The 21,208-nt window shown below is 52.5% G+C and carries 22 protein-coding genes; 7 read left to right on the forward strand and 15 right to left on the reverse strand.

What is annotated here, in order from left to right; all coding sequences use genetic code 11:
• Positions 1–185 precede the first annotated feature (185 nt).
• On the reverse strand, positions 186–1,781 hold the full coding sequence (locus EVJ26_RS07190) for a peptide chain release factor 3 (protein ID WP_131458805.1): 1,596 nt from the start codon (positions 1,779–1,781) through the stop codon (positions 186–188).
• Between the two features lie 180 nt (positions 1,782–1,961).
• On the opposite strand from EVJ26_RS07190, the gene EVJ26_RS07195 reads away from it, so the two are divergent.
• The 3 genes from EVJ26_RS07195 (at position 1,962) to EVJ26_RS07205 (ending at position 4,549) form a co-directional block, all read left to right on the forward strand.
• Positions 1,962–2,393, forward strand: a complete 432-nt coding sequence (locus EVJ26_RS07195; RefSeq protein ID WP_070327153.1) for a DUF2621 family protein — start codon at positions 1,962–1,964, stop codon at positions 2,391–2,393.
• 264 nt (positions 2,394–2,657) lie between these two features.
• Complete coding sequence (locus EVJ26_RS07200) at positions 2,658–2,990, forward strand: DUF485 domain-containing protein (protein ID WP_131458804.1); 333 nt, start codon at positions 2,658–2,660, stop codon at positions 2,988–2,990.
• Positions 2,987–4,549 carry a solute symporter family protein gene (locus EVJ26_RS07205; protein ID WP_131467918.1) on the forward strand — a complete coding sequence of 521 codons (1,563 nt, stop codon included), beginning with the start codon at positions 2,987–2,989 and terminating at the stop codon, positions 4,547–4,549. The genes EVJ26_RS07200 and EVJ26_RS07205 overlap by 4 nt, the downstream gene beginning before the upstream one ends.
• 36 nt (positions 4,550–4,585) lie before the next feature.
• On the opposite strand, the gene EVJ26_RS07210 is transcribed toward EVJ26_RS07205, so the two are convergent.
• Together EVJ26_RS07210 and EVJ26_RS07215 are read right to left on the reverse strand one after the other, a co-directional pair.
• Positions 4,586–5,044 carry a CcdC family protein gene (locus tag EVJ26_RS07210; protein ID WP_201738343.1) on the reverse strand — a complete coding sequence of 153 codons (459 nt, stop codon included), beginning with the start codon at positions 5,042–5,044 and terminating at the stop codon, positions 4,586–4,588.
• Between the two features lie 13 nt (positions 5,045–5,057).
• A complete protein-coding gene (locus EVJ26_RS07215; protein ID WP_131470170.1) occupies positions 5,058–5,756 on the reverse strand; it encodes a cytochrome c biogenesis CcdA family protein in 699 nt (232 codons plus the stop codon).
• A gap of 189 nt (positions 5,757–5,945) precedes the next feature.
• On the opposite strand from EVJ26_RS07215, the gene EVJ26_RS07220 reads away from it, so the two are divergent.
• A complete protein-coding gene (locus EVJ26_RS07220) occupies positions 5,946–6,125 on the forward strand; it encodes an aspartyl-phosphate phosphatase Spo0E family protein (protein ID WP_131458802.1) in 180 nt (59 codons plus the stop codon).
• Between the two features lie 80 nt (positions 6,126–6,205).
• Here the strand turns inward: EVJ26_RS07220 and EVJ26_RS07225 are convergent, their stop codons facing one another.
• The 7 genes from EVJ26_RS07225 to EVJ26_RS07255 all read right to left on the reverse strand — a co-directional run bounded on the left by EVJ26_RS07225 (position 6,206) and on the right by EVJ26_RS07255 (position 13,639).
• Positions 6,206–7,969, reverse strand: a complete 1,764-nt coding sequence (locus tag EVJ26_RS07225) for an ABC transporter ATP-binding protein (protein ID WP_131470171.1) — start codon at positions 7,967–7,969, stop codon at positions 6,206–6,208.
• The gene (locus EVJ26_RS07230) at positions 7,959–9,713 is read right to left on the reverse strand and encodes an ABC transporter transmembrane domain-containing protein (RefSeq protein WP_131458800.1); all 1,755 of its coding nucleotides are present in this window, start codon (positions 9,711–9,713) and stop codon (positions 7,959–7,961) included. Before EVJ26_RS07230 ends, EVJ26_RS07225 begins: the two co-directional genes overlap by 11 nt.
• Positions 9,714–9,837: 124 nt before the next feature.
• Positions 9,838–10,071: a YneF family protein gene (locus EVJ26_RS07235; protein ID WP_131439735.1), complete on the reverse strand. Its 234-nt coding sequence runs from the start codon at positions 10,069–10,071 to the stop codon at positions 9,838–9,840.
• A 128-nt stretch (positions 10,072–10,199) separates the two neighbouring features.
• A complete protein-coding gene (tkt, locus tag EVJ26_RS07240; RefSeq protein ID WP_131467916.1) occupies positions 10,200–12,191 on the reverse strand; it encodes a transketolase in 1,992 nt (663 codons plus the stop codon).
• A 199-nt stretch (positions 12,192–12,390) separates the two neighbouring features.
• Positions 12,391–12,624, reverse strand: coding sequence for a DUF896 domain-containing protein (locus tag EVJ26_RS07245; RefSeq protein WP_070327145.1), 234 nt, complete (start codon positions 12,622–12,624; stop codon positions 12,391–12,393).
• Positions 12,625–12,684: 60 nt separating this feature from the next.
• Positions 12,685–13,329, reverse strand: a complete 645-nt coding sequence (locus tag EVJ26_RS07250; protein ID WP_035386380.1) for a YneB family resolvase-like protein — start codon at positions 13,327–13,329, stop codon at positions 12,685–12,687.
• 73 nt (positions 13,330–13,402) lie between these two features.
• Positions 13,403–13,639 carry a hypothetical protein gene (locus EVJ26_RS07255; RefSeq protein WP_236634058.1) on the reverse strand — a complete coding sequence of 79 codons (237 nt, stop codon included), beginning with the start codon at positions 13,637–13,639 and terminating at the stop codon, positions 13,403–13,405.
• Positions 13,640–13,839: 200 nt separating this feature from the next.
• On the opposite strand from EVJ26_RS07255, the gene lexA reads away from it, so the two are divergent.
• The gene (gene lexA / locus EVJ26_RS07260; RefSeq protein WP_131470173.1) at positions 13,840–14,460 is read left to right on the forward strand and encodes a transcriptional repressor LexA; all 621 of its coding nucleotides are present in this window, start codon (positions 13,840–13,842) and stop codon (positions 14,458–14,460) included.
• Complete coding sequence (locus EVJ26_RS07265) at positions 14,460–14,900, forward strand: metal-binding protein (RefSeq protein WP_070327142.1); 441 nt, start codon at positions 14,460–14,462, stop codon at positions 14,898–14,900. Before lexA ends, EVJ26_RS07265 begins: the two co-directional genes overlap by 1 nt.
• 103 nt (positions 14,901–15,003) lie before the next feature.
• Here EVJ26_RS07265 and glnA read toward each other — a convergent pair whose 3' ends face one another.
• The 4 genes from glnA to hflX all read right to left on the reverse strand — a co-directional run bounded on the left by glnA (position 15,004) and on the right by hflX (position 19,431).
• On the reverse strand, positions 15,004–16,344 hold the full coding sequence (gene glnA, locus EVJ26_RS07270; RefSeq protein WP_131458795.1) for a type I glutamate--ammonia ligase: 1,341 nt from the start codon (positions 16,342–16,344) through the stop codon (positions 15,004–15,006).
• Between the two features lie 45 nt (positions 16,345–16,389).
• On the reverse strand, positions 16,390–16,794 hold the full coding sequence (locus EVJ26_RS07275; protein WP_070327141.1) for a MerR family transcriptional regulator: 405 nt from the start codon (positions 16,792–16,794) through the stop codon (positions 16,390–16,392).
• 93 nt (positions 16,795–16,887) lie between these two features.
• A complete protein-coding gene (locus EVJ26_RS07280; protein ID WP_131458794.1) occupies positions 16,888–18,183 on the reverse strand; it encodes a methionine gamma-lyase family protein in 1,296 nt (431 codons plus the stop codon).
• Positions 18,184–18,186: 3 nt separating this feature from the next.
• Positions 18,187–19,431, reverse strand: coding sequence for a GTPase HflX (gene hflX, locus EVJ26_RS07285; RefSeq protein WP_070327140.1), 1,245 nt, complete (start codon positions 19,429–19,431; stop codon positions 18,187–18,189).
• Between the two features lie 104 nt (positions 19,432–19,535).
• On the opposite strand from hflX, the gene EVJ26_RS07290 reads away from it, so the two are divergent.
• On the forward strand, positions 19,536–20,531 hold the full coding sequence (locus tag EVJ26_RS07290; protein ID WP_070327139.1) for a tyrosine-type recombinase/integrase: 996 nt from the start codon (positions 19,536–19,538) through the stop codon (positions 20,529–20,531).
• A 38-nt stretch (positions 20,532–20,569) separates the two neighbouring features.
• Here the strand turns inward: EVJ26_RS07290 and EVJ26_RS07295 are convergent, their stop codons facing one another.
• Complete coding sequence (locus EVJ26_RS07295; protein ID WP_131467914.1) at positions 20,570–21,118, reverse strand: GNAT family N-acetyltransferase; 549 nt, start codon at positions 21,116–21,118, stop codon at positions 20,570–20,572.
• Positions 21,119–21,208 lie beyond the last annotated feature (90 nt).

Genomic DNA, 21,208 nt, shown 5'->3' on the forward strand with positions numbered 1-21,208 from the left:
TTGAAAGCGACGACCACAGCAGTTGCCGTAATCGCTTACTTATCACATGTTTATCATAATACAACTATAGCGTGACGTAAAATACATTCCGTCACAAATTAGTCATAAGTAAAACTTATCAATTGCTCTGATCGTCTCAAAACACGAAAAAAGACGGCCATCTAAGGCCGTCTTTACAATCTAGCTTATTCGGCACCGATCTCGACATTGACATCGAGTGCGTCGACGAGCGTCAACTCATCTTCATAGCGTTCTTTGAAACGGTCAAACGTGAACTCGTTGGCGAACAAGAACACAGGGCGTTCCCAACGGTCGGTCACGAGCATGTTTCGTGAGTCTTGGAACGGCTTGAGCGCCTTCAATTCTTTGTCCTTCACCCAGCGAGCGACACTGTACGATACCGGCTCCATCCGGATGTCGACCCCGTACTCGTTATTGAGACGATATTCGAACACCTCGAACTGGAGTTGACCGACCGCGCCGAGATAAATCTCGTTATACTCGTTGCGGTACACTTGGATCGCTCCTTCTTGGGCGAGTTGCTCGACACCTTTGTGGAAGTGTTTCGACTTGAGCGAGTTGATCGGCGAGACGCGCATGAACAATTCCGGCGGGAACGTCGGCAACGCCTCGAACGCGATCTTTTGCTTCGACGTCGTGATCGTGTCACCGATCTGGTACGTCCCAGAATCGTAGATCCCGATGACGTCACCGGCAAACGCCTTATCGACAGTCTCCCGGTCGTTGGCCATCAACTGCGTCGATTGACTCAGTTTGATTTTCTTGCCGGTCCGCGTCAACGTGACGTCCATTCCCCGTTCGAACACACCCGAACAGATGCGGACGAAGGCGATGCGGTCACGGTGGGCCGGGTTCATGTTCGCTTGAATCTTGAAGACGAAACCGCTGAAGTCTTCAGACGTCGGGTCGATCGGACCGACGTTCGATTTACGGGCCTCTGGGGCCGGCGACATGTCGAGGTAGTGGTCTAAGAACGATGTCACCCCGAAGTCGACGAGCGCCGTACCGAAGAAGACAGGTGTCAGCTTACCTGATTGGATCGCCTCGACGTCGATGTCGTTGCCGGCACCGTCTAACAGGTCGATCTCGTCGCGCAAGTTCGTCAAGTTTTCTTCTGTCAAGTAGTCGGCGAGCACAGGATCGTTGACCCCGTCCTCGTTCAACGTGAGCTTGCCTTTCTCGCCACGGAACAAGTGGATCTCGTTCTTGATACGATCGAACACACCTTCGAACTGCATCCCGCTGCCGATTGGCCATGTGACGGCGACCGAAGGCATACCGAGCACTTCTTCAAGTTCTTCCATGAGCTCGAGCGGATCTTTCGCCTGACGGTCCAACTTGTTCATGAACGTGAAGATCGGAATACCACGCATACGACAGACTTGGAATAATTTCTTCGTCTGTGTCTCGATCCCTTTGGCGGCATCGATGACCATGACCGCACTGTCGACAGACGTCAAGACGCGGTACGTGTCTTCTCCGAAGTCGTTGTGACCCGGCGTGTCCATGATCGAGACGACCTTGTCGCGATAGACGAACTGCATGACAGACGACGTGACAGAGATGCCCCGTTGCTTCTCGATCTCCATCCAATCGGACTTGGCGTGTTTTGAATTTTTGCGGGCTTTGACCGTTCCCGCCTCGCGGATCGCTCCCCCGTGTAAGAGCAATTTCTCCGTGAGTGTCGTCTTACCGGCATCCGGGTGGGAGATGATGCCGAAAATGCGGCGTTTCTCTACTTCTTGTTTTAATTGATTCATATAGAGTCCTTTCCTTTCCAGACTTTCAAATTCATTCTCATTTCTGACTGCAACGCTCTCTATTCTAACGAAACGGCGTCGTTTCGTCCATCATTATGGGATGCTCATGCTTTTGTATTCGCGGTCTTTTTTGTATACTAAGCTTGAATGATTGTGAAATGAAAGAACGGGGGAAAGACGATGCCAGAAAACTTGATGATGTATTTCATTGTCTTCTGGGGATTTGTGATGATCGGGTTGATGACGATCGGCGGATACTTCATGTTCCGTAAGTTTTTAAAACGGATGCCGAAAGAAGACGGCCGCTCTCTCCTAGATATCGAGGACGATTACATCGCGAAGACACGCCACCTGTGGACACCCGAGACACGGACGCTACTCGATCGGCTCGTCACGCCAGTGCCTGAGCTGTTCCGCGATGTCGCCATTCGCAAGATTGCCGGCAAGATCGGACAGTTCGCGCTCGAATCGAGAGCGAAAGTGATGACGACGGAACTCGTCGTCAAAGGATATATCGCCGCCACACCGAAGCGGGACCACAAGTTTTTGAAGAAAGCGCTCGAAGAAGAGCAAATCGATTGGATGACTTATAAACGTTATTTCCAACAGTGAGCCCCTGGATTCCACGGGGCTCATTTTTTGATGCACGTTCGCCAATATGTGACATACGGTTACTAGGTCTAAAGTACCTTTTTGTCTTCTTTTTAGTATTCTTGTATATAGTTCAAATTATAGACAATATAGAGAACGCTTACATTTAATTGGTATGACCAATATTAGTATAATAAATGGATAATAACGAATAAAAAATGGATAGCTTTTCCTTTCGTACCGTTTCTATAATGTAGCTATCTTGATTACCGAGGAGGTCCACCGATGCATGACGTCACGCAAGCCACGCGTACGGAAAGTACACGTTCTGCCGAATCAATCGTCGAAAGTGCCACATTCCACCAACTGATGCGAGAAAAAAACCGTTTCATTCTTCCGTCCATCATCTTTTCCCTTATCTTCTATTTCACGCTCCCCATCTCTACGAGCTATTTCACGTTCCTCAACATCCCTGCGGCTGGGGATATCACTTGGGCCTGGGTCCTTGCTTTCGCCCAGTTCTTCATGACGTGGACGTTTTGCGTTTTGTATAGCCGCCGTGCTCGTCGCTTTGACAAGTTCGTCGAGAAAATCAAGCAAGAGGAGGACGGACGATGAACTGGACAGCCATTCTCTTGTTCCTCGCCATTGTCGGCTTGACGCTCGTGATCACGTTCTTCGCCGCCCGCAAGACGAAGACGGCGAGTGACTTCTATACGGCCGACGGCGGCTTGACCGGTTTTCAAAACGGGCTCGCCATTGCCGGGGACTACATGTCGGCCGCCTCATTCCTCGGCATCGCCGGGATGATCGCACTCGCCGGATTTGACGGTTTCTTTTATTCGATCGGTTTCCTCGTCGCTTATCTGGTCGTCTTATACCTCGTCGCCGAACCGCTTCGTAACCTCGGCAAGTACACGATGGCCGACATGATCGCTGCCCGATTCAACAAGCCGCGCGTCCGCGGGGTCGCAGCGATGAACGCGATCGTCATTTCGATTTTCTACATGATTGCCCAGCTCGTTGGCGCCGGTGCGCTCATCGAGCTCCTGCTCGGCATCCCTTACACGACGAGTGTCGTCGTTGTCGGCTTGTTGATGACCGTTTACGTCGTCTTCGGCGGCATGACGGCGACGTCTTGGGTCCAGATTACGAAAGCGGTGCTCTTGATGATCGGGACGGCGATCATCTCGTTTCTCGTGTTCGCGAGATTTGATTTCTCAGTGCTCAACATGTTCTCCGAAGTCAGCAAAGCGACACCGCTCGGGGAAAGCTTCTTGAATCCGGGTAACAAATTCAAACTTCCGCTCGATACGATCTCGTTGAACTTGGCGCTCGTCCTCGGGACGGCCGGGCTGCCGCATATTCTCATCCGTTTCTTCACGGTCAAGGACGCACCGACCGCGCGTCAATCCGTCGTCTACGCGACTTGGATCATCGGAGCGTTTTACATCCTCACGATCTTCCTCGGTTTCGGCGCTGCCGCCTTCGTCGGGTCAGACGCCATCATCGCGGCGAACCCAGCTGGTAACATGGCCGCACCGCTCCTCGCGCAAGTACTCGGCGGCGACTTATTGTTTGCCTTCGTGGCAGCGATCGCATTCGCGACGATTCTTGCCGTCGTCGCCGGACTCGTCTTGTCGGCGGCATCGGCTTTTGCCCACGACTTTTACGGGCACATCGTCAGAAAAGGTGAAGCGACGGAGAAAGAACAAGTCTTGGCCGCACGGATCGCCTCGATCGCCGTCGCGATCGTCTCGATGGGACTCGCTTTCTTCGCCCAATCGATGAACGTCGCGTTTCTCGTCTCGCTCGCTTTCGCGGTCGCGGCGAGCGCGAACTTGCCGGTCATTTTGTTCACGATCTACTGGCGACGCTTCAATACGGGCGGAGCCATCTTCGGGATGGTCGTCGGGTTGTTCTCGTCGCTCTTCCTCGTCGCAATCAGTCCGAACCTATGGGCACCGGACGGCTCAGCCATCTTCGTCGGCGCAGCGTTGTTCCCGCTGACGAACCCGGGCATCGTGTCGATCCCGCTCGGTTTCCTTGCTGCCATCGTCGGGACATATTTGACGAAGTCGGACGAGGCCGTCGGAAACTTCGAACGGATTCTTGTGAAAGCGAACACCGGGATCGATGCCAAGACCGAAGTCGCCATGGCCAAACGCTCAAACTGAAAACAACGGCGTACCTCGCTCGAGGTACGCCGTTGTTTATGTCGTCGCGATGCGCTTATATTTTTGATACATGGCGATCCGCCATGGCACAATCATGCCCCAAGCGATCAAATAGAACAAGCCGCCCGTCGCGAAAATGTTGACCTCATCGCCGAGGAACGCTTTCATGACCGTCCGGATCGCGAGTAAGGCGAAGACGACGATGAAAAACGCTTTCGAGCGGGATAAATAAACCTCACCATCACGTTTTTCAAAATTGGACGTCTTGATCAAAAAGATACTGAAAATCAAGCCTACGACAAGCGCCTCACCGACTTCGAGCCAAGTCAGACGAAAAGCCGGCACTACAAATTGCAGCATGCCTGTCGACATCGCGAGCGGTGGAATCAAGATTTTTTTCGCATTCGTCGGTCGGGCCGATGCCTTCACGCGAACGAAACTCGCGATGACCCCCATCAGCAATGCGACGAGAGTCGATCCCCAAAATATCGACATATGGTCAGCCCCTTTAGAATCCGGTGAATCCCACTAATTCGCTCATCCAGGCAGCGAAGCGGTTCATTCCATCAAAATATAATACGACTCCGAAAGCCATCATCAAATAGCCTCCGAACTTTGTTACTTTCGCGCTGTTGCGCGCCAAGTATTGGATTTTACCGACGAAACCGGCCATGACGAGAAACGGGATCGAGAATCCGATGACGTAAGCGAGCATATACCCCATGCCTTGGCTCGGGTTAGACGCAGCGAGTGCGATCACCCCGGCGAGAATCGGTCCTGTGCACGGCGTCCATCCGGCTGCGAATCCGATTCCGATCAACACGGTCCCGAAATATCCGCTCTTCCGTTCTCCAAGTGCGAGCTTCTTCTCGCGCATCATGAAGCGCGGTTGCCATATCCCTGCTAAAAAGACCCCGAACACAAAAATAAGGATTGCTCCGAACATGCGTAGACTATCTTTAAATTGAATGAAGAAGTCGGCGATCAACGAAGTAGATAACCCGAGGACGAGAAAGACGATCGAGAATCCGAATAAGAATGAGAACGTATGAAACCAAGCCGTCCGTTGCCGGAGCCCTTCGCTTTTCAAGTCAGAGACAGATACCCCTGTGATATACGATAAAAAGACCGGATAGAGCGGCAGCGTACACGGTGATAAAAAAGACAAGACGCCCGCCCCAAAAGCGAGCCATAAAGTGACTTCCATGCGTTTTTCCACCTTTCAGCCCCATTATAGCGAAAACCATTTCAAAATGCTCGCATCTTTTCTCCGTCCACTTCGTCCGATTTTGTAATCATTGAAATGGAAATGTAACTTGTGATGTGTAGTGTTGAATGCTAAGATTTGGATATTCTACTTCACTAGGTTCTATTTTAATATGATGGGGGAAATACCGTGGCGGTCATCACAGCTGAAACCTTACACTATGCCATTGAACGAAAACGCGATGAACTGTATGAAATCGCCTCGCAGTACAGTTGGACGTCTCCAGAAGTGATTCATGTCAGCCAAGAGCTAGACACGTTAATCACGTCTCACGTCCTTTCCAAACACCTAGCAGACAACTTAAATTAATCATCAACTCCAGCTCGTCACTTTCTAGTGGCGAGCTTTTTCCATGGAAAAAGGACACCCCCACGGGTGTCCTTTGTAAATTATGACATCAGACGTTGTCCTGACTGTAACTCGTACATTTTTTTGTACAATCCATCATGCTTCAATAAGGCCTGATGATTGCCCCGTTCGACGATTTCGCCGCGATGTAAGACAAGAATCAAGTCGGCATCCTGAATCGTCGACAAGCGGTGGGCGATCGCGATCGTCGTTCGTCCACGACGCATCCGGTCGAGCGCGAACTGTACCCGCTCCTCTGTCTCCGTATCGATCGAGCTCGTCGCCTCGTCCAAAATCAGTATTTTCGGATCACGGGCGACCGTTCGGGCGAAGGCGAGCAGTTGCCGTTCCCCGCTCGAGAACGTCGCCCCCCGTTCACCGACTGCGTGGCCATATCCCATCTCGAGTTTTTCGATGAACGTATTGGCTTGGACAAATTCCGCCGACTGGCGAACTTTATCGGAATTAACTGTCGGATTGAACAATTTTAAATTATCTTCGATCGTGCCGCTGAACAGGAACGGGTCTTGCAAGACGAGACCGATCTTATCGCGAAGTTCCACTTCCTCGAACTGTTCGAGCGGGTGTCCGTCGATGGTGATCTGTCCACCTTCGTACGGGTAAAACCGAGTGAGCAAGTTGATGATCGAACTTTTCCCGCTCCCCGTGTGACCGACGAGCGCGACCGTCTCACCCGGCTTGGCGACGAATGAGATGTTCTTCAAAACATCGACTTCCCCGTCATAACTGAACGTGACATCGTCAAACCGAACTTCTCCTGCCCCGATCGCTGCCTCGCCGGAAAGACTTTTTCCTGGCGCCGGTTCATCGGTGTCGAGCACTTTGAAGACGCGGTCTGCCGAGACGACCGCTTGTTGGAATTCACTCAGCCGTTGCATGATATCGAGCACGGGGCGGAAAATGCGCTCGATATAACTGATGAACGCATAGACGACCCCGACTTGAACTTGTTCCGTCATTGACAGGAAGCCATAGTAACCGAGCAAACCGATGATCGAGAACGCAAGCAATAGCTCGATGATCGGGCGGAGCAACATACTATCGAGCTTCAAGTTCTTGAACCGCGCTTCTTGATGCGCCTCGTTCGTCGCTTCGAACTGACGGACGAGACGCTCTTCTTGACGGAACTGTTGAACGATTCCCATCCCGTTGATCGACTCGCTCAACTGCGCGTTCAGTTGCGATAACAAATCACGGACTTGGGCAAAATATTTAGTCGAGTACCGGCGATACGCCCAAATGATGAGCCAAAACAACGGGAGGAGGACGAGCCCGATCGTGGCGAGCGTCGGCTCTAAAATGTACAGGAAGATGTACGTCCCGAGCAATTGAACGCCCGACTGGACGAACGTGCTCATCACGCCGACGTACAACTCTTTCACCGCTTCCGTGTCGTTCGTGATCCGGGAGACGAGCACACCCGCTGGCGTCCGGTCGAAATAGGCGAGACGCAGCCCCATCACATGACGGAAGATGTCCATTCGAATATTTTGGACGATTTTAAGGGCGATCTTCTGAAACGCAATCGATTGTAAATAGTCGAAGATGACGGCCGAGATGTGTAACACCATATAGACGACGAGCAGCGTGACGACCCAATTCGTCGGATAGACGCCCGGTGTCACGAACTCATCGATGAACACTTTGATTAAAAACGGTCCGGCAAGCTTCGCTCCCGTCGCAAGAAGCAAAAAGACGAAGGCGAGGCTGAGCGGCCGGCCGTATCGTTTCGTATAGGCCAATAACCGCTTGATGACCGCCCATTCTTGAATATCATGCTTCATGGTGGCCCCCTCCTTCCACGATCGCCTCAAGTTGTTGGCGGTCGTACGTTTCTTTGTACCAGCCCGGTTCTCGAATGAGATCGTTGTGTCGGCCCCGCTGAATGACTTGGCCATCAGCGAGTACGAGAATCTCATCGGCATGCTCCACTGCCGACAGACGGTGGGCGACGATCAATCGAGATTGCTCCGGATTGCCGACACGGAAATGTTCGATGATAGCTTCTTCCGTCTTCGCATCGACGGCGGACAACGCGTCATCAAGGATCAAGAGATCGGCCTCGATCATGAGCGCCCGGGCAATCGAGATACGTTGCTTCTGTCCCCCCGAGAGTGTCACGCCGCGTTCACCGACGAGCGTGGCATACCCTTCCGGCAGCCGCATGATATCGTCATGCACTTCGGCGATCTTGGCAGCCGCCATGATCTCATCCATTTTTGCTTCCGGTTTTCCGAAGGCGATATTGCTCGCAATCGAATCCGAGAACAGGAAGTGGTCTTGCGGGACGAGGGCGACTTTATCTAGTAGAAGTGATTTTTTGACTTGACGAACATTGACGCCGCCGATTTTAATTTTACCGTCGGTCACGTCATATTCCCGGGTCAACAATCGAACGATCGTCGTCTTACCAGAACCGGTCCGACCGACAATCCCGAGTGTCTTGCCGCGCTCGATCCGGAATGTGACATCACGCAGCACGGTCGTATCGTCATAACGGAACGAACCGATATCCGCCTCGAGCTCGGAATGATCCAGTTTCGTCGCCGCCATCGGATCGTCTTGGATCTCTGGCTTGATGGCGAGCATGCGCTCGATCCGGTCGTACGAAGCACGACCACGTTCGACGATATTGAACAACCAACCGAAAGCGAGCATCGGCCAAGTGAGCAGACTAAGATAAGCAGTAAAACTGACGATTTGACCGATCGTGAGCTCGCCTTGTTCGATCAAATAGGCCCCGTAGCCGATCGACAATATGTAAGATAATCCGACGATCCCGAAGATTGTCGGGTCGTACAAAGCGTCAATTTTAGCGACGCGGACGTTTTTTGCCATGACTTCATCTGACAACTTCTCGAACGATTCGACGTCGTGGTCGACTTCCCCGGTCGATTTCAAGACGCGAATCCCACTCACGCTCTCCTGAACCTTGTCATTCAATTCGGAAAATGCCGCTTGAGCGACACCGAACCTGCTATGGAGCATCTTTCCATATCGTGTCGTCAAAATAACCATGATCGGCAGCGGCAGTAAAGCGACGACCGTCAGCTTCCAGCTGATCGTCGTCACCATCGTGATGATGACGAACGTACCCATCGTCACACTGTCGACGAGCGTCAAAATACCCGCCCCCGCCGTCGTCGAGACAGCCTGGACATCGTTCGTCGCGTGCGCCATCAAATCGCCGACACGCGACTTTTTATAAAACCGTTGATCCAAATCCGTGAAGTGACGATATAGTTGGCTCCGGAGCAGGCGTCCGAGCCGGATCGAGGCCCCGAAAATGAAATAGCGCCAAAAAAAGCGCGCCACATAGTTTCCGATCCCGACAGCCGCAAGCCCGCCTAGCAGCATCCACAGCAAGTCCGCTTCGAGCGAACCTTGGTTCATCCCATCGATGACTCGGCCGATGATGCGCGGCGGTATGAGCTCGAGTGCGGCGACAAACATGAGCAAGACGATACCGACTGCATACGTCCGCCATTCGAGCCTGAAGAACCAAGCTAATTGTTTAAATACACGAATCTGAAACGCCCCCTATATCTTGAAATAAGACTATTCATTTATGGTAGCGAAAGTTTGTTCGATTGTCGAACAAAAGATGAATAAAAAAAAGCACTTCGCGGGTGCGAAGTGCTTCGGTGACTCATTATGATTTTTTTTCGTTCTTCGCTTGAACGTTCATGGCACGCATCACTTGGTTGACTTTTTTCTGTGACGGTTTTTGACCCATCTGCATCATTAACGTACGAATCATGTCTTCGTTGATTGGTGGGTTCTGTTCAAGGTAGTTCATCATGTATTTACGAGCGATGAAGAATCCGATCGCGATACCCCCGATGAGTGCTGCCACGACAAGAAGAATCCAAAATAATGTACTCAAGGTTTTACCTCCTCTACCATATGAAACATCGTTTTTTACTATACACTATATTACGCTAATTCGCTAGTCGTCAGAAAAAAAAGTGATGACCTAGACATTGCTAGGCCATCACACGTTTTTAATGACAATTATAGTGATTTGACAGCGTCGATGACATTCTCGACAGACATGCCGTACTCTTTCATGAGGAGGTCCCCAGGAGCCGAGGCACCGAACTTGTCGATTCCAAGCACTTTACCGCCGAATCCGACGTACTTGTACCATCCGAGCGTCGCACCCGCTTCAAGCGAGACGCGCTTCGTGATCGACGAAGGAAGAACTGATTCTTTGTACTCTGCCGATTGGGCTTCGAACAGTTCCCATGACGGCATTGAGACGACAGCAGCGTTCACGCCTTCAGAAGCGAGTTGTTCACGTGCTTCGACGAGGACGTGGACTTCTGAGCCTGTACCGAGAAGAAGGACGTCCGCTTCGCTCGAGTCACCTGCGACGACATAGGCACCTTTTGCCGCGTCTTCGACAGATGTTCCTGCGAGTTCTGGCAACGCTTGACGCGTCAAGACGAGAAGTGACGGAGCTGACGTCGTCGTGATCGCTTGTTTCCAAGCGGCGATCGTCTCTTTTCCGTCTGCCGGACGGAGAACTGACAAGTTCGGCATCGCCCGGAAGCTCATCAAGTGCTCGACCGGTTCGTGCGTCGGACCGTCTTCACCGACTGCGATCGAGTCATGCGTCAAGACGAATGTCGACGGGATTCCCATGAGTGCAGCGAGACGGACCGCTGGGCGGAGGTAATCCGAGAAGACGAAGAACGTTGCGCCATAAGGAAGTACGCCACCGTGAAGCGCCATCCCGTTGACAGCTGCCGCCATTGCGAATTCACGGACACCGAACCAGATGTTACGGCCGGCCGGATCTTCGTCGAAGTCAGCAGCGCCTTTAATCATCGTGTTGTTCGAGCCGGCGAGGTCAGCCGATCCCCCGAACAATGTCGGTACCGCTTTTGCGATCGCGTTCAAGACTTCTCCGCTCGTTTGGCGCGTCGCTTTTTTCGACCCGATTTCAAACGTCGGCAACTCGCTATCCCAACCTTCAGGAAGTTCGTTGTTCATCGCACGTTCGAACTGAGCACCGAGCTCAGGATGAGCCGATTTGTAGGCTGCGACGAGTTCGTTCCAATCCGACTCAGCTTTAGCGCCAGGCTCAACGACTTTATCGTTGAACAAGTCGTACACTTCGTTCGGGACGTAGAACGTCTCGCCTTCCCATTTATAGAACTGTTTCGTGAGTTCGATCTCTGCTTCTCCAAGTGGAGCGCCGTGTGATGCTGATTTACCTGATTTATTCGGTGAACCGAAACCGATGACGGTCTTCACTTCAATCATCGTCGGTTTCGACGTCTCAGCTTTCGCCTCGTCGATCGCTTTGGCGATCGTATCGATGTCCGTTCCATCCTCGACGCGAATGACTTGCCATCCGTAAGCGTTGAACCGATCTTCTACGCTTTCCGAGAACGACTTATGAAGGTCGCCATCAAGCGAGATGTCGTTTGAATCATACAAGACGACGAGTTTCCCGAGTTTCAAGTGACCGGCGAGCGAGGCAGCCTCGGCCGACACACCTTCCATCAAGTCACCGTCTCCACAGATCCCGAACGTATAGTGGTCGACCACGTTGAACTCATCGCGGTTGTATGTTGCTTCCAAATGTTTTTCAGCCATCGCCATACCTACAGCCATCGCAATCCCTTGGCCGAGTGGTCCCGTCGTTGCGTCTACACCTGCAGTGTGACGATACTCAGGGTGTCCTGGCGTCTTCGAGTCCATTTGACGGAACGACTTGATGTCGTCGAGTGAAAGGTCGTAACCAGACAAGTGAAGCAGCGAGTACAACAGCATCGAACCGTGTCCCGCTGAAAGGACGAACCGATCGCGGTTGAACCAGTTCGGGTTTTTCGGGTTGTGACGCATTTTGTCTGTCCAAAGCGTGAACGCCATCGGGGCCGCACCCATCGGCATACCTGGGTGACCTGAGTTCGCTTGTTGGACAGCATCAATCGAGAGCGTCCGAATCGAGTTAATCGCTAATAATTCTTTAGTAGTTGTTTCCACTAATTTCATCCTCTCTGTTGTTAAGAAAGTTTCTACCCGTCATATTTTAGCACACTCAATCGTGTGTCACAACTAATTAAATAGTATGTCACATTGGTTGGAATCGTTTACTTCCATACGTCTGTTTTCGAGGGAATGGTCGAACCTTATCGAGCTTCGTGTATAACAAACATGCACATCCTATACGAAATAGGATGTGCATTCGAGTTCATTCAGAACGGTGTCGGTTCTGTTCGTCTTTTAGTTTTTCTGGTGTCACGTCGTTGCCTTCCGGATCGACGACTTTCATGCCCATCATCTGGGATTTGAACGATTGACGGAACGCTTTTAAATATTGTTGACGTAACGCTTGTTGCTCGTCCATCTCTTGTTGTGACAAGCCGTCTGTCTTTGCCTTGTTGGCGAGGAAGTTAATCCGCTCCAATTGTTCGGGTGCTAACATGAGGTTCGCCCCCTCTCTACTGAATTTGTAGTTCTACTGTACAAAATCAGGGCGCAGGAATCAAGTTTCTGGCACTGCCACATGTTCCAAATAGCGACGGTTCACAGTCGCTTTCGAGACTTCGTAGCCGAATCCGCGGAGCGTGGCCGCGATTTCAGCGAAGGTGAGCCCCCGCTCCCGAAGTTGGACGATCTCCTCGATCGGCACTTCGATCCGGCTCCTCCCACCTTGGTCATGGTGCTGAATGTTGCGTTGCGGGTTGAAGCCGTTCGCGACCGCCCGGCGCATGCCGCGCGATATCTTGGCGTTATGAATCTTCCGTTGATACTCCTCGACGACGCTGACAATCTCAAGCACCATCTTTTCGGCGTCGGAGACGACGTATTCATCGGACGACTGCATCGTCAACAGCCGGACGTTATGCTTCATGAGCGTATGCAAGATGGCGATTTTTGCATTCCCCCGGCCGAGGCGACTGTCATCGCTCACGAGCACGGCATCGAGCTTTGACGCCGATACATGCTCTAACAAATCGAGCAGACCCGTCCGATTGACCTCGAAACCGCTCTCTTGTTCAGTGATCACATCGATTACTTCCGCATCGAGACGTTTGGCCATCTGTAACAATTCCGCTTCTTGCCTCGTGAGCGAGGTTTCCTGAGTTGACTTGTTCGTCGATACGCGACAATAAATGACGACTCGCATCTCGTCACTCCCTTTCTTTCCAGTCATCCTTTTACGATACACAGGATGAGCGGGTGTTCGCAATCCAAATCGATCATTCAGCGGCGAACCACGTCGTTTTCCGTTCTTCTTTTTCCGCACGTTCCGCTAACAGCTGGGCTTCGAGCGTTTCCGCTTCGTTGAACGCAACTTCTTGTTCGATACTTCTTTCGACCGTCATCATTGTCGGCTCGACAACTTCGCCTTGGCGAAACTCGCCGACTAAGTAAAAGGCGAACATCCCGAGCACTACCATTCCGACCAATATGAATCCGTTGATTGTATCTTTCATTTGAACCGCCTCCAAATATGAGAATATGCGTTCTTAGGAACGTCTGTTCGTTCATCTGTTCTCATCATAAAACAAGAACTTCTGTTCGGTCAAGAAAAAACGAACGAATGTTTGTACGCTCATATGTTCTTGTGTTAAAATAAATCCATAAAGAATAGGATGCGTTCGCAGGTTATTCGACATAAACGAGGTGAAATCCATTGAAAAAAATGTCAGCAAGACAGCAACAGATTCTTGATTTTATAAAAGCTGAAGTCCGGACGAAAGGTTATCCGCCGTCAGTCCGCGAAATTGGTGAAGCCGTCGGTCTCGCATCGAGCTCGACCGTGCACGGTCACTTGGACCGTCTTGAAAAACGTGGATTGATTCGGCGCGATAAGACAAAACCGCGCGCGCTCGAAGTGTTGAGCGAGGACGCCCCATCTATCGAGGAGCGTGAGACGGTCATGTACGTTCCGGTCATCGGGAAAGTTACGGCCGGAACACCGATTACGGCGATCGAGAACGTGGAAGAACACTTCCCGCTCCCGGCCCACGTCGTCGGTTCGGATAACGTGTATATGCTCTCCGTCTCTGGCGATTCGATGATCAACGCCGGAATCCTCGACGGAGACCGCGTACTCGTCAGACAACAGAACACGGCAGACAATGGAGAGATTGTCGTCGCGATGACGGACGAGGGTGAGGCGACCGTCAAACGGATCTACAAAGAGGCGTCGAAAGTCCGACTCCAGCCGGAGAACGATGAACTTGAGGCGATGTATTTCGATAACGTATCCATTTTAGGGAAGGTCATCGGTGTATACCGGACGATCCATTAATGGCTAGCGGCAAGACACATACGCGTACGAACCTCGTGGCAATCGGTGCTTTAGCGATTGCCACGCCTTTTATTGATGTCGATATCCCGACTACCCTTTTCCTCGGTGCGCTTATCGGGACGTTCTGGCTCTCCCCGGACCTCGATTTGAAATCGGATGCATACTATCGGTGGGGACCGCTGCGTGGCTTTTGGCTCCCTTACGTGAAGCTGATGCCGCACCGGTCGCCGCTGTCGCACTTGCCGGTGTTGAGCGATCTCATTCGTGTCATCTACCTTGGCTTCCCGCTCGCGCTCATCCTTACGTTCACTCCGTATGAAGCGGCTGTGAAGACGTGGCTCGACTTGAACGGCATCCCGTTCTTCCTCGGTCTCGTGTTCGCGACGACGCTCCATACGGCACTCGACTATGCGTCCACATTTTTCAAACGTGCGTTCTAATCGCAAAACAAGCGACCACTCAATTTCGAGTGGTCGCTTGTTTTGACTAAAAAAACGCCCGATCCAAGAAACTGGATCGAGCGTTTTTTCAAGTTCATTCGACTTAGTAGAGCGTCATGTACTGATCGCGTTCCCACTCCGTCACTTGCGTGCGGAACATGTCCCACTCGATCTCTTTCAACTCGAGGAAGTGTTCGCCGATGTGGTCACCGAGCGAATCCATGACGATTTTGTCGGCGCGGAGTACTTCGAGTGCGTCGAAGAGTGTCGCCGGAAGATCGTCGATGCCGTTCGCAACACGCTCTGGCTTGTCCATCACGTAGATGTTGCTGTCGATCGGTTTCGGTGCTTTCAAGTCTTTCTCGATGCCGTCAAGACCAGAAGCTAAGAGGGCCGAGAGCGCGAGGTACGGGTTCGCCGCCGGGTCGACCGAACGTACTTCGATACGTGTCGAGAGGCCACGGGCAGCCGGTACACGGACGAGCGGTGAACGGTTACGGGCGCTCCATGCGACGTAGCATGGTGCTTCGTATCCAGGCACGAGACGCTTGTACGAGTTGACCGTTGGGTTACAGATCGCCGTGAACGCACGTGCATGCTCGAGGATACCAGCTGTGAAGGCACGTGCCGTATCCGAGAGCTCCATGTCACCGTTCGGGTCGTAGAACACGTTCGTGTCGCCTTTAAAGAGTGACATGTTCGCATGCATCCCTGAACCGTTGACACCGAAGAGTGGTTTCGGCATGAACGTCGCGTGAAGGCCATACTTCGCCGCGATCGTCTTGACGACGAGTTTGAACGTTTGGATGTTGTCGGCAGTCGTTACCGCATCCGCGTATTTGAAGTCGATTTCATGCTGTCCTGGTGCGACTTCGTGGTGTGACGCTTCGATCTCGAAGCCCATGTTTTCGAGCTCGATAACGATTTCTTTACGGCAGTTCTCGCCTGAATCGACCGGTGCCAAGTCGAAGTAACCGCCTTGGTCGTTCAATTCGAGTGTCGGCTGTCCGTTCAAGTCTTTCTTGAAGAGGAAGAATTCTGGCTCTGGTCCGACGTTGAACGCTGAGAAGCCGAGCTTTTGCATGTGCTCGAGGTTGCGTTTCAAAATGCCGCGCGGGTCACCGCTGAACGGTGTGCCGTCCGGATTATAAATATCACAAATTAAGCGAGCGACTTTACCGCTGCCGTCTGTCCATGGGAAGACAACCCACGTGTTAAGGTCTGGATAGAGGTACATGTCTGATTCCTCGATGCGTACGAACCCTTCGATTGAAGAGCCATCGAACATCATCTTGTTATCAAGTGCTTTGTCCAATTGGCTGATTGGCACCTCGACGTTTTTAATCGTACCGAGGATATCCGTGAATTGAAGACGAATAAAGCGTACGTCCTCTTCTTGTGCGATCCGTTTGATGTCTTCTTTTGTGAACGTTTTTCTGGCCATGGTAAAAGTCCCCTCTCACATTGTGTAATGGTTTGTGTACTGGCGTCATCGATAAAAACGTGACAACTCTCCTTGGATGAGCGACGTTTTATTGAAACGACCAGCTTCTTGAAGCTGTGTTTTCAATAATTGATGTAACTCTTTCTCGGAAATCTTTGGCGGTTCGCTTGGCGGAGCCGCAGAAGCAGATTGTTCTGTCTCTTTGGCACCGTCGTTGTCGAGCATATGGCGAATCGCCGCCAAGTTGAAGCCTTGGTCAATGAAATCTTTGATTGCGAGCAAACGTTCGACATCATTAAAGGAATAAAGTCGTCGTTTCGATTCCGTCCGACTAGGCGAAACCAGACCCTGTTCTTCGTAATATCGAATCTGCCTGCCTGTCAGTTGCGTCAGATCTTGGACGATCCCAATCGGAAACAACGGGTTGGAGCGACGAAATTGATCGGCCATCCCTTACCCCTCCTTTTCTGTCTCACAATGTGAGAATAATACATGACAACTTTCCTGTCAATAGATGTTAAGAAAGTTAACATGACATTTCGGTTACAACGTTTGAGTTGAATTTTCACGGTCAAATGTGACGAGCCCTTTCGTCCGCAATTGGCTCAAGGCGAGCATTAACGCGACTTTCACGTGTGCATAGGTCAAGCCACCTTGGACGTATGCCGTGTACGGCGCCCGGAGTGGTCCGTCCGCTGAAAGTTCGATCGACGAGCCTTGGATGAACGTCCCGGCCGCCATGATGACGTCGTCCTCATAGCCTGGCATATAGGCCGGCACCGGCAGCGCGTGGGCGTTGACCGGGGACGCCATCTGGATGCTCTGACAGAACGCGATCATCTTGTCGCGGTCGCGGAACGTGACCGATTGAATCAAATCGGTCCGCTGTGACGTATAATGCGGATCGGTCTCAAAGCCGAGCAAGCCGAGCAGGCTCGCCGTCAAATGGGCCCCTTTCAACGCTTGGGCGACCGTGTGCGGCGCCATATAAAAGCCTTGATACATCTCCTGCAGCGAATAGAGCGACGGACCGGCCTCGCTGCCGATGCCTGGCGTCGTCATCCGGAACGAGCATCGTTCGATCAATGCTTTCGTCCCGGCGATATAGCCACCCGTCTTCGCCAAGCCACCGCCCGGGTTTTTAATGAGCGAACCGGCCATGAGGTCGGCTCCGACATGTGTCGGCTCAATCGTCTCGACAAATTCGCCGTAGCAGTTGTCGACGAAGACGAACACGTGCGGGTGCGCTGCTTTGATCGCCGCGATCGCCTCGCCGATTTCACGCACCGGGATGCTGCGTCGATTGGCGTACCCTTTCGAACGTTGGATGCCGACGAGCTTCGTCTCGGGGCGGATCCGTTCGATCGCAGTCGCGACATCGATTTGATCGTCTTTCAACTCGACCGTATCGTAGCCGACACCGAGTTCTTTCAATGAACCGCGGCCGTCGCCACGGATGCCGACGATCTCTTCGAGCGTATCGTACGGTTTACCCGTGATATACAAGAGTTCATCTCCCGGTAACAACACACCGAACAAGGCAATCCCGATCGCGTGTGTCCCCGAGATGATTTGCGGACGACAGAGGGCGAGTTCGGCCCCGAACACGTCCGCATAGATCGACTCGAGCGTGTCGCGCCCGATATCGTCATAGCCGTACCCGGTCGTCGGATTGAAATGAAAGTCCGACACTTTATGCTTCTTGAACGATTCGAGGACACGGTATTGGTTGAACTCCGCCGTTTCCTCGATCGCTTCAAAATAAGGTTTCACCCGTTGTTCCGCTTGCTTGACGAACGGGGCGAGTTCATCGTAATGCTCAATCTTTTCTTGCCACATCATTCACACCTCAAATGGTTTCAGCGTCGCATATAGACGCGTGTCTTCTCTCATATAACCGACAAGTTCGACCGAGCCGTCGTCAAGGAAGTTCTCCTCGAGCCGGTACATCGAATCTTTGGCCGGATGGTAATGTTCGAACGAGCTGACCGGCAAGACGACGTGCACTTTCGTCAACACGTCCGAAATCTTGTCCTCGATCGCGCCGATGAGCGTCTCGATATCGGCCGAGTCGAGCGCCGAGATGACGAGCGGTCCACCGACGAAGTCAGCCGTCAAGCGATCTTTCTTGTTGTACACTTCGAGCTGCGGCAACTCACTCGCGCCGAGATCGGACAAGACCGAATTGGTCGTATCGATCTGGTTCATGTAGTGCGGGTTCGACGCGTCGATGACATGAAGCACGAGGTCGGCTCCGAGCACTTCTTCAAGCGTCGAGCGGAACGCGGCGACGAGTTTCGTCGGCAAGTCGCGGATGAACCCGACCGTGTCGGTGATCAATACTTTCCCACCGCGCGGCAGTTCGAGCTCACGCGTGAGCGGGTCGAGCGTCGCGAACAGTTCATCCTGTTCATACGTGTCGGCATCGGTCAGACGGTTGAAGATGGTCGACTTGCCGGCGTTCGTGTAACCGACGAGCGCGACTTGGAACACACGGTTCTCTTTCCGGCGCACACGGTAGCGGTCACGGTGCGCGACCGTGCCTTCGAGTTGCTTCTTGATCTCATCGATGCGGCGCTTAATGTGACGGCGGTCACTTTCAAGTTTCGTCTCACCCGGTCCACGCGTCCCGATCCCGCCTCCGAGTCGTGACAACTGTGTGCCTTGCCCGATCAGGCGTGGGAGCAAGTAGTTCATCTGGGCGAGCTCGACTTGGAGCTTCCCTTCTTTCGACTGGGCCCGTCCGGCGAAGATGTCCAAGATGAGTTGCGTCCGGTCGATCAATTTCATCTCGTCCGGGTCGTTCAACGAGATCCGAATGTTTTTCGATTGGGCCGGTGACAGCTCAGCGTTGAAGATGACGATATCCGGCTCAAACTGTTCGATGAGCACGGCGAGCTCCTCGACTTTCCCTTTCCCGATAAACGTCCGGCGGTCGACTTGTTGCCGTTTCTGGTCGAGCCTTGCGACGACCTCACCTTTTGCTGTATCGACCAATTCGACGAGTTCACCCATCGATTGTTCATATGTCCAATCGTCGACGGTCGGTAGCTGACACCCGACGATAATCACTTTCTCTCGTTCCATATACATCCCTCATTCCTAATAAGTCTCATCCTCCATCTTACCACGAATCCATGAATGGAGAACGTCCGTTTGTGGTACGATATGAAGAGAAGGAGGGACGTCCCATGACGAAACGCAGAAAAGAGTACTCGCTCCCCGAGTATATCGAAACGTATTTATATCATCTCGGTGCGAGCGGCCGCCAGCCATCGACGCTGAAACGCTATCGCTACGACTTGATCGACGTGCACAAATACTTCAGCGACCATAACGTCGAACTCGTCACCCCCGAGGAATGGCTCGCCGTCCCGCTCGAGTCATGGAAGACGTTCATCAACGATTTTTTGATCGAAGAGAAACAGTACCAACAGGCGACGGTCGCCCGCATCGTCACCGTCATCAACAGCTTGACCCAGTTTTTGAACCCGCTCCGCAAAAAGATGCTCGCCTATTCGCAACCGGCGCACACGCTCACCATCGACCAGATCGCGTTACAGTCCGAGTTCGACAAGCTCGTCCGGACGATCCGGTCGCCGCGGGGATTGAGCGAGAACCAGCTTCAGGCTCATCCCTATCTCGTCAACCGCAACGCGCTCATCGTCACACTGTTCTACAAATACGGTTTGCGCGTCCATCATATCATCCGTCTGAAAATGAACGACCTACACTTGGCGAGCTACGAGTTCGACGTCTATGACCGGCTCGGTAACAAGTTCACGCTGAAGCTGACGCCTGAGGACCAATCGCTCCTCATGAACTATCTCGCCGACATCCCGACGCCGGTGCGCCCGCGCTGGTACTCGGAAGATCCCGTCTTCGTCTCGTTCGACTTTGCCCGGATGACGTTCCGCTGGGTGTACGCCAAAAACCAGCCGAAACAGCTGACGATCGTCATGATTACGAAGATGATGCGCCAGTTGAACGAGCGCAGCGGCGTCACCCGCTCGGTCACCCCGTCGATGCTCCGGAACGCCCATGTCTTGAAGACGTATGCGACCGACATGACCTCTCTCGAGCGGATGAACGTGACGTGCATGCATAAAGAGTCGTCGCTCCGCCGATACGAGCAGGCGTATGCCGAGTTCGGTGCCGAGCTGTTCGGTGAAAATGTGACGAACTAAAACCCGCCCTTTTCCGAGGACGGGTTTTGCTTTGTCGATCAATGGGCCCATTCATCTTCTAGTAACCCGTAGACGACATGGTCGACGTACCGGTCGTACAGCCATTCGGCGTCTCGAAGCACGCCTTCTTGTTTGAAGCCGAGCCGTTCCGGCAGCGCCCGGCTCTTCACGTTCCCGGTCGCGACACGGATCTCGATTTTATGTAAGCGGAGTTCCTTAAATCCGTACTCGATGATCGCTTCGAGCGCTTGGCTCATGATCCCTTTCCCTTGAAAATCTTGGCCGAGCCAATAGCCGACCGTCCCGCACTTGATGCCCGCATCAAGATCGTTGAAGCCGATCGTGCCGGCGAGCTCATCTTGATAGAAGATAGCGAACGATTTCGGATAGCCGCCCGTCTCAATCAATCCTTTGATTCGCCCTTCGATGTTTCGTCTCGAGTCCTCGATCGTCTCGATGTAATCGAGCCATCCGAGCCACTCGCGAAGATATGGCTTCGACGCCATCGTCAATTGGAACAACGCCTCCGCGTCGTCGATGGTAAACATCCGTAACTGTAGCTGTCCATTGATGTCATAGGTCAACATGAGAATCCCCCAAAACGATTTCCAATCATTGTTTTCGTAATCGTTTTATTGTAAACCATCTGTAAATAATTTGAAAGCGGTGAAAATATG

Source organism: Exiguobacterium sp. SH3S1 (assembly GCF_004337105.1).
GTDB lineage: Bacteria > Bacillota > Bacilli > Exiguobacteriales > Exiguobacteriaceae > Exiguobacterium > Exiguobacterium aurantiacum_A.

Bases quoted from the DNA above. Each gene is read 5' to 3' on its own strand.
- EVJ26_RS07190 (WP_131458805.1), bottom strand. From the start codon at position 1,781: ATGAATCAATTAAAACAAGAAGTAGAGAAACGCCGCATTTTCGGCATC.
- EVJ26_RS07195 (WP_070327153.1), top strand. From the start codon at position 1,962: ATGCCAGAAAACTTGATGATGTATTTCATTGTCTTCTGGGGATTTGTG.
- EVJ26_RS07200 (WP_131458804.1), top strand. From the start codon at position 2,658: ATGCATGACGTCACGCAAGCCACGCGTACGGAAAGTACACGTTCTGCC.
- EVJ26_RS07205 (WP_131467918.1), top strand. From the start codon at position 2,987: ATGAACTGGACAGCCATTCTCTTGTTCCTCGCCATTGTCGGCTTGACG.
- EVJ26_RS07210 (WP_201738343.1), bottom strand. From the start codon at position 5,044: ATGTCGATATTTTGGGGATCGACTCTCGTCGCATTGCTGATGGGGGTC.
- EVJ26_RS07215 (WP_131470170.1), bottom strand. From the start codon at position 5,756: ATGGAAGTCACTTTATGGCTCGCTTTTGGGGCGGGCGTCTTGTCTTTT.
- EVJ26_RS07225 (WP_131470171.1), bottom strand. From the start codon at position 7,969: ATGAAGCATGATATTCAAGAATGGGCGGTCATCAAGCGGTTATTGGCC.
- tkt (WP_131467916.1), bottom strand. From the start codon at position 12,191: ATGAAATTAGTGGAAACAACTACTAAAGAATTATTAGCGATTAACTCG.
- EVJ26_RS07245 (WP_070327145.1), bottom strand. From the start codon at position 12,624: ATGTTAGCACCCGAACAATTGGAGCGGATTAACTTCCTCGCCAACAAG.
- EVJ26_RS07250 (WP_035386380.1), bottom strand. From the start codon at position 13,329: ATGCGAGTCGTCATTTATTGTCGCGTATCGACGAACAAGTCAACTCAG.
- EVJ26_RS07255 (WP_236634058.1), bottom strand. From the start codon at position 13,639: ATGAAAGATACAATCAACGGATTCATATTGGTCGGAATGGTAGTGCTC.
- EVJ26_RS07265 (WP_070327142.1), top strand. From the start codon at position 14,460: ATGGCTAGCGGCAAGACACATACGCGTACGAACCTCGTGGCAATCGGT.
- glnA (WP_131458795.1), bottom strand. From the start codon at position 16,344: ATGGCCAGAAAAACGTTCACAAAAGAAGACATCAAACGGATCGCACAA.
- EVJ26_RS07275 (WP_070327141.1), bottom strand. From the start codon at position 16,794: ATGGCCGATCAATTTCGTCGCTCCAACCCGTTGTTTCCGATTGGGATC.
- EVJ26_RS07280 (WP_131458794.1), bottom strand. From the start codon at position 18,183: ATGTGGCAAGAAAAGATTGAGCATTACGATGAACTCGCCCCGTTCGTC.
- hflX (WP_070327140.1), bottom strand. From the start codon at position 19,431: ATGGAACGAGAGAAAGTGATTATCGTCGGGTGTCAGCTACCGACCGTC.
- EVJ26_RS07290 (WP_070327139.1), top strand. From the start codon at position 19,536: ATGACGAAACGCAGAAAAGAGTACTCGCTCCCCGAGTATATCGAAACG.
- EVJ26_RS07295 (WP_131467914.1), bottom strand. From the start codon at position 21,118: ATGTTGACCTATGACATCAATGGACAGCTACAGTTACGGATGTTTACC.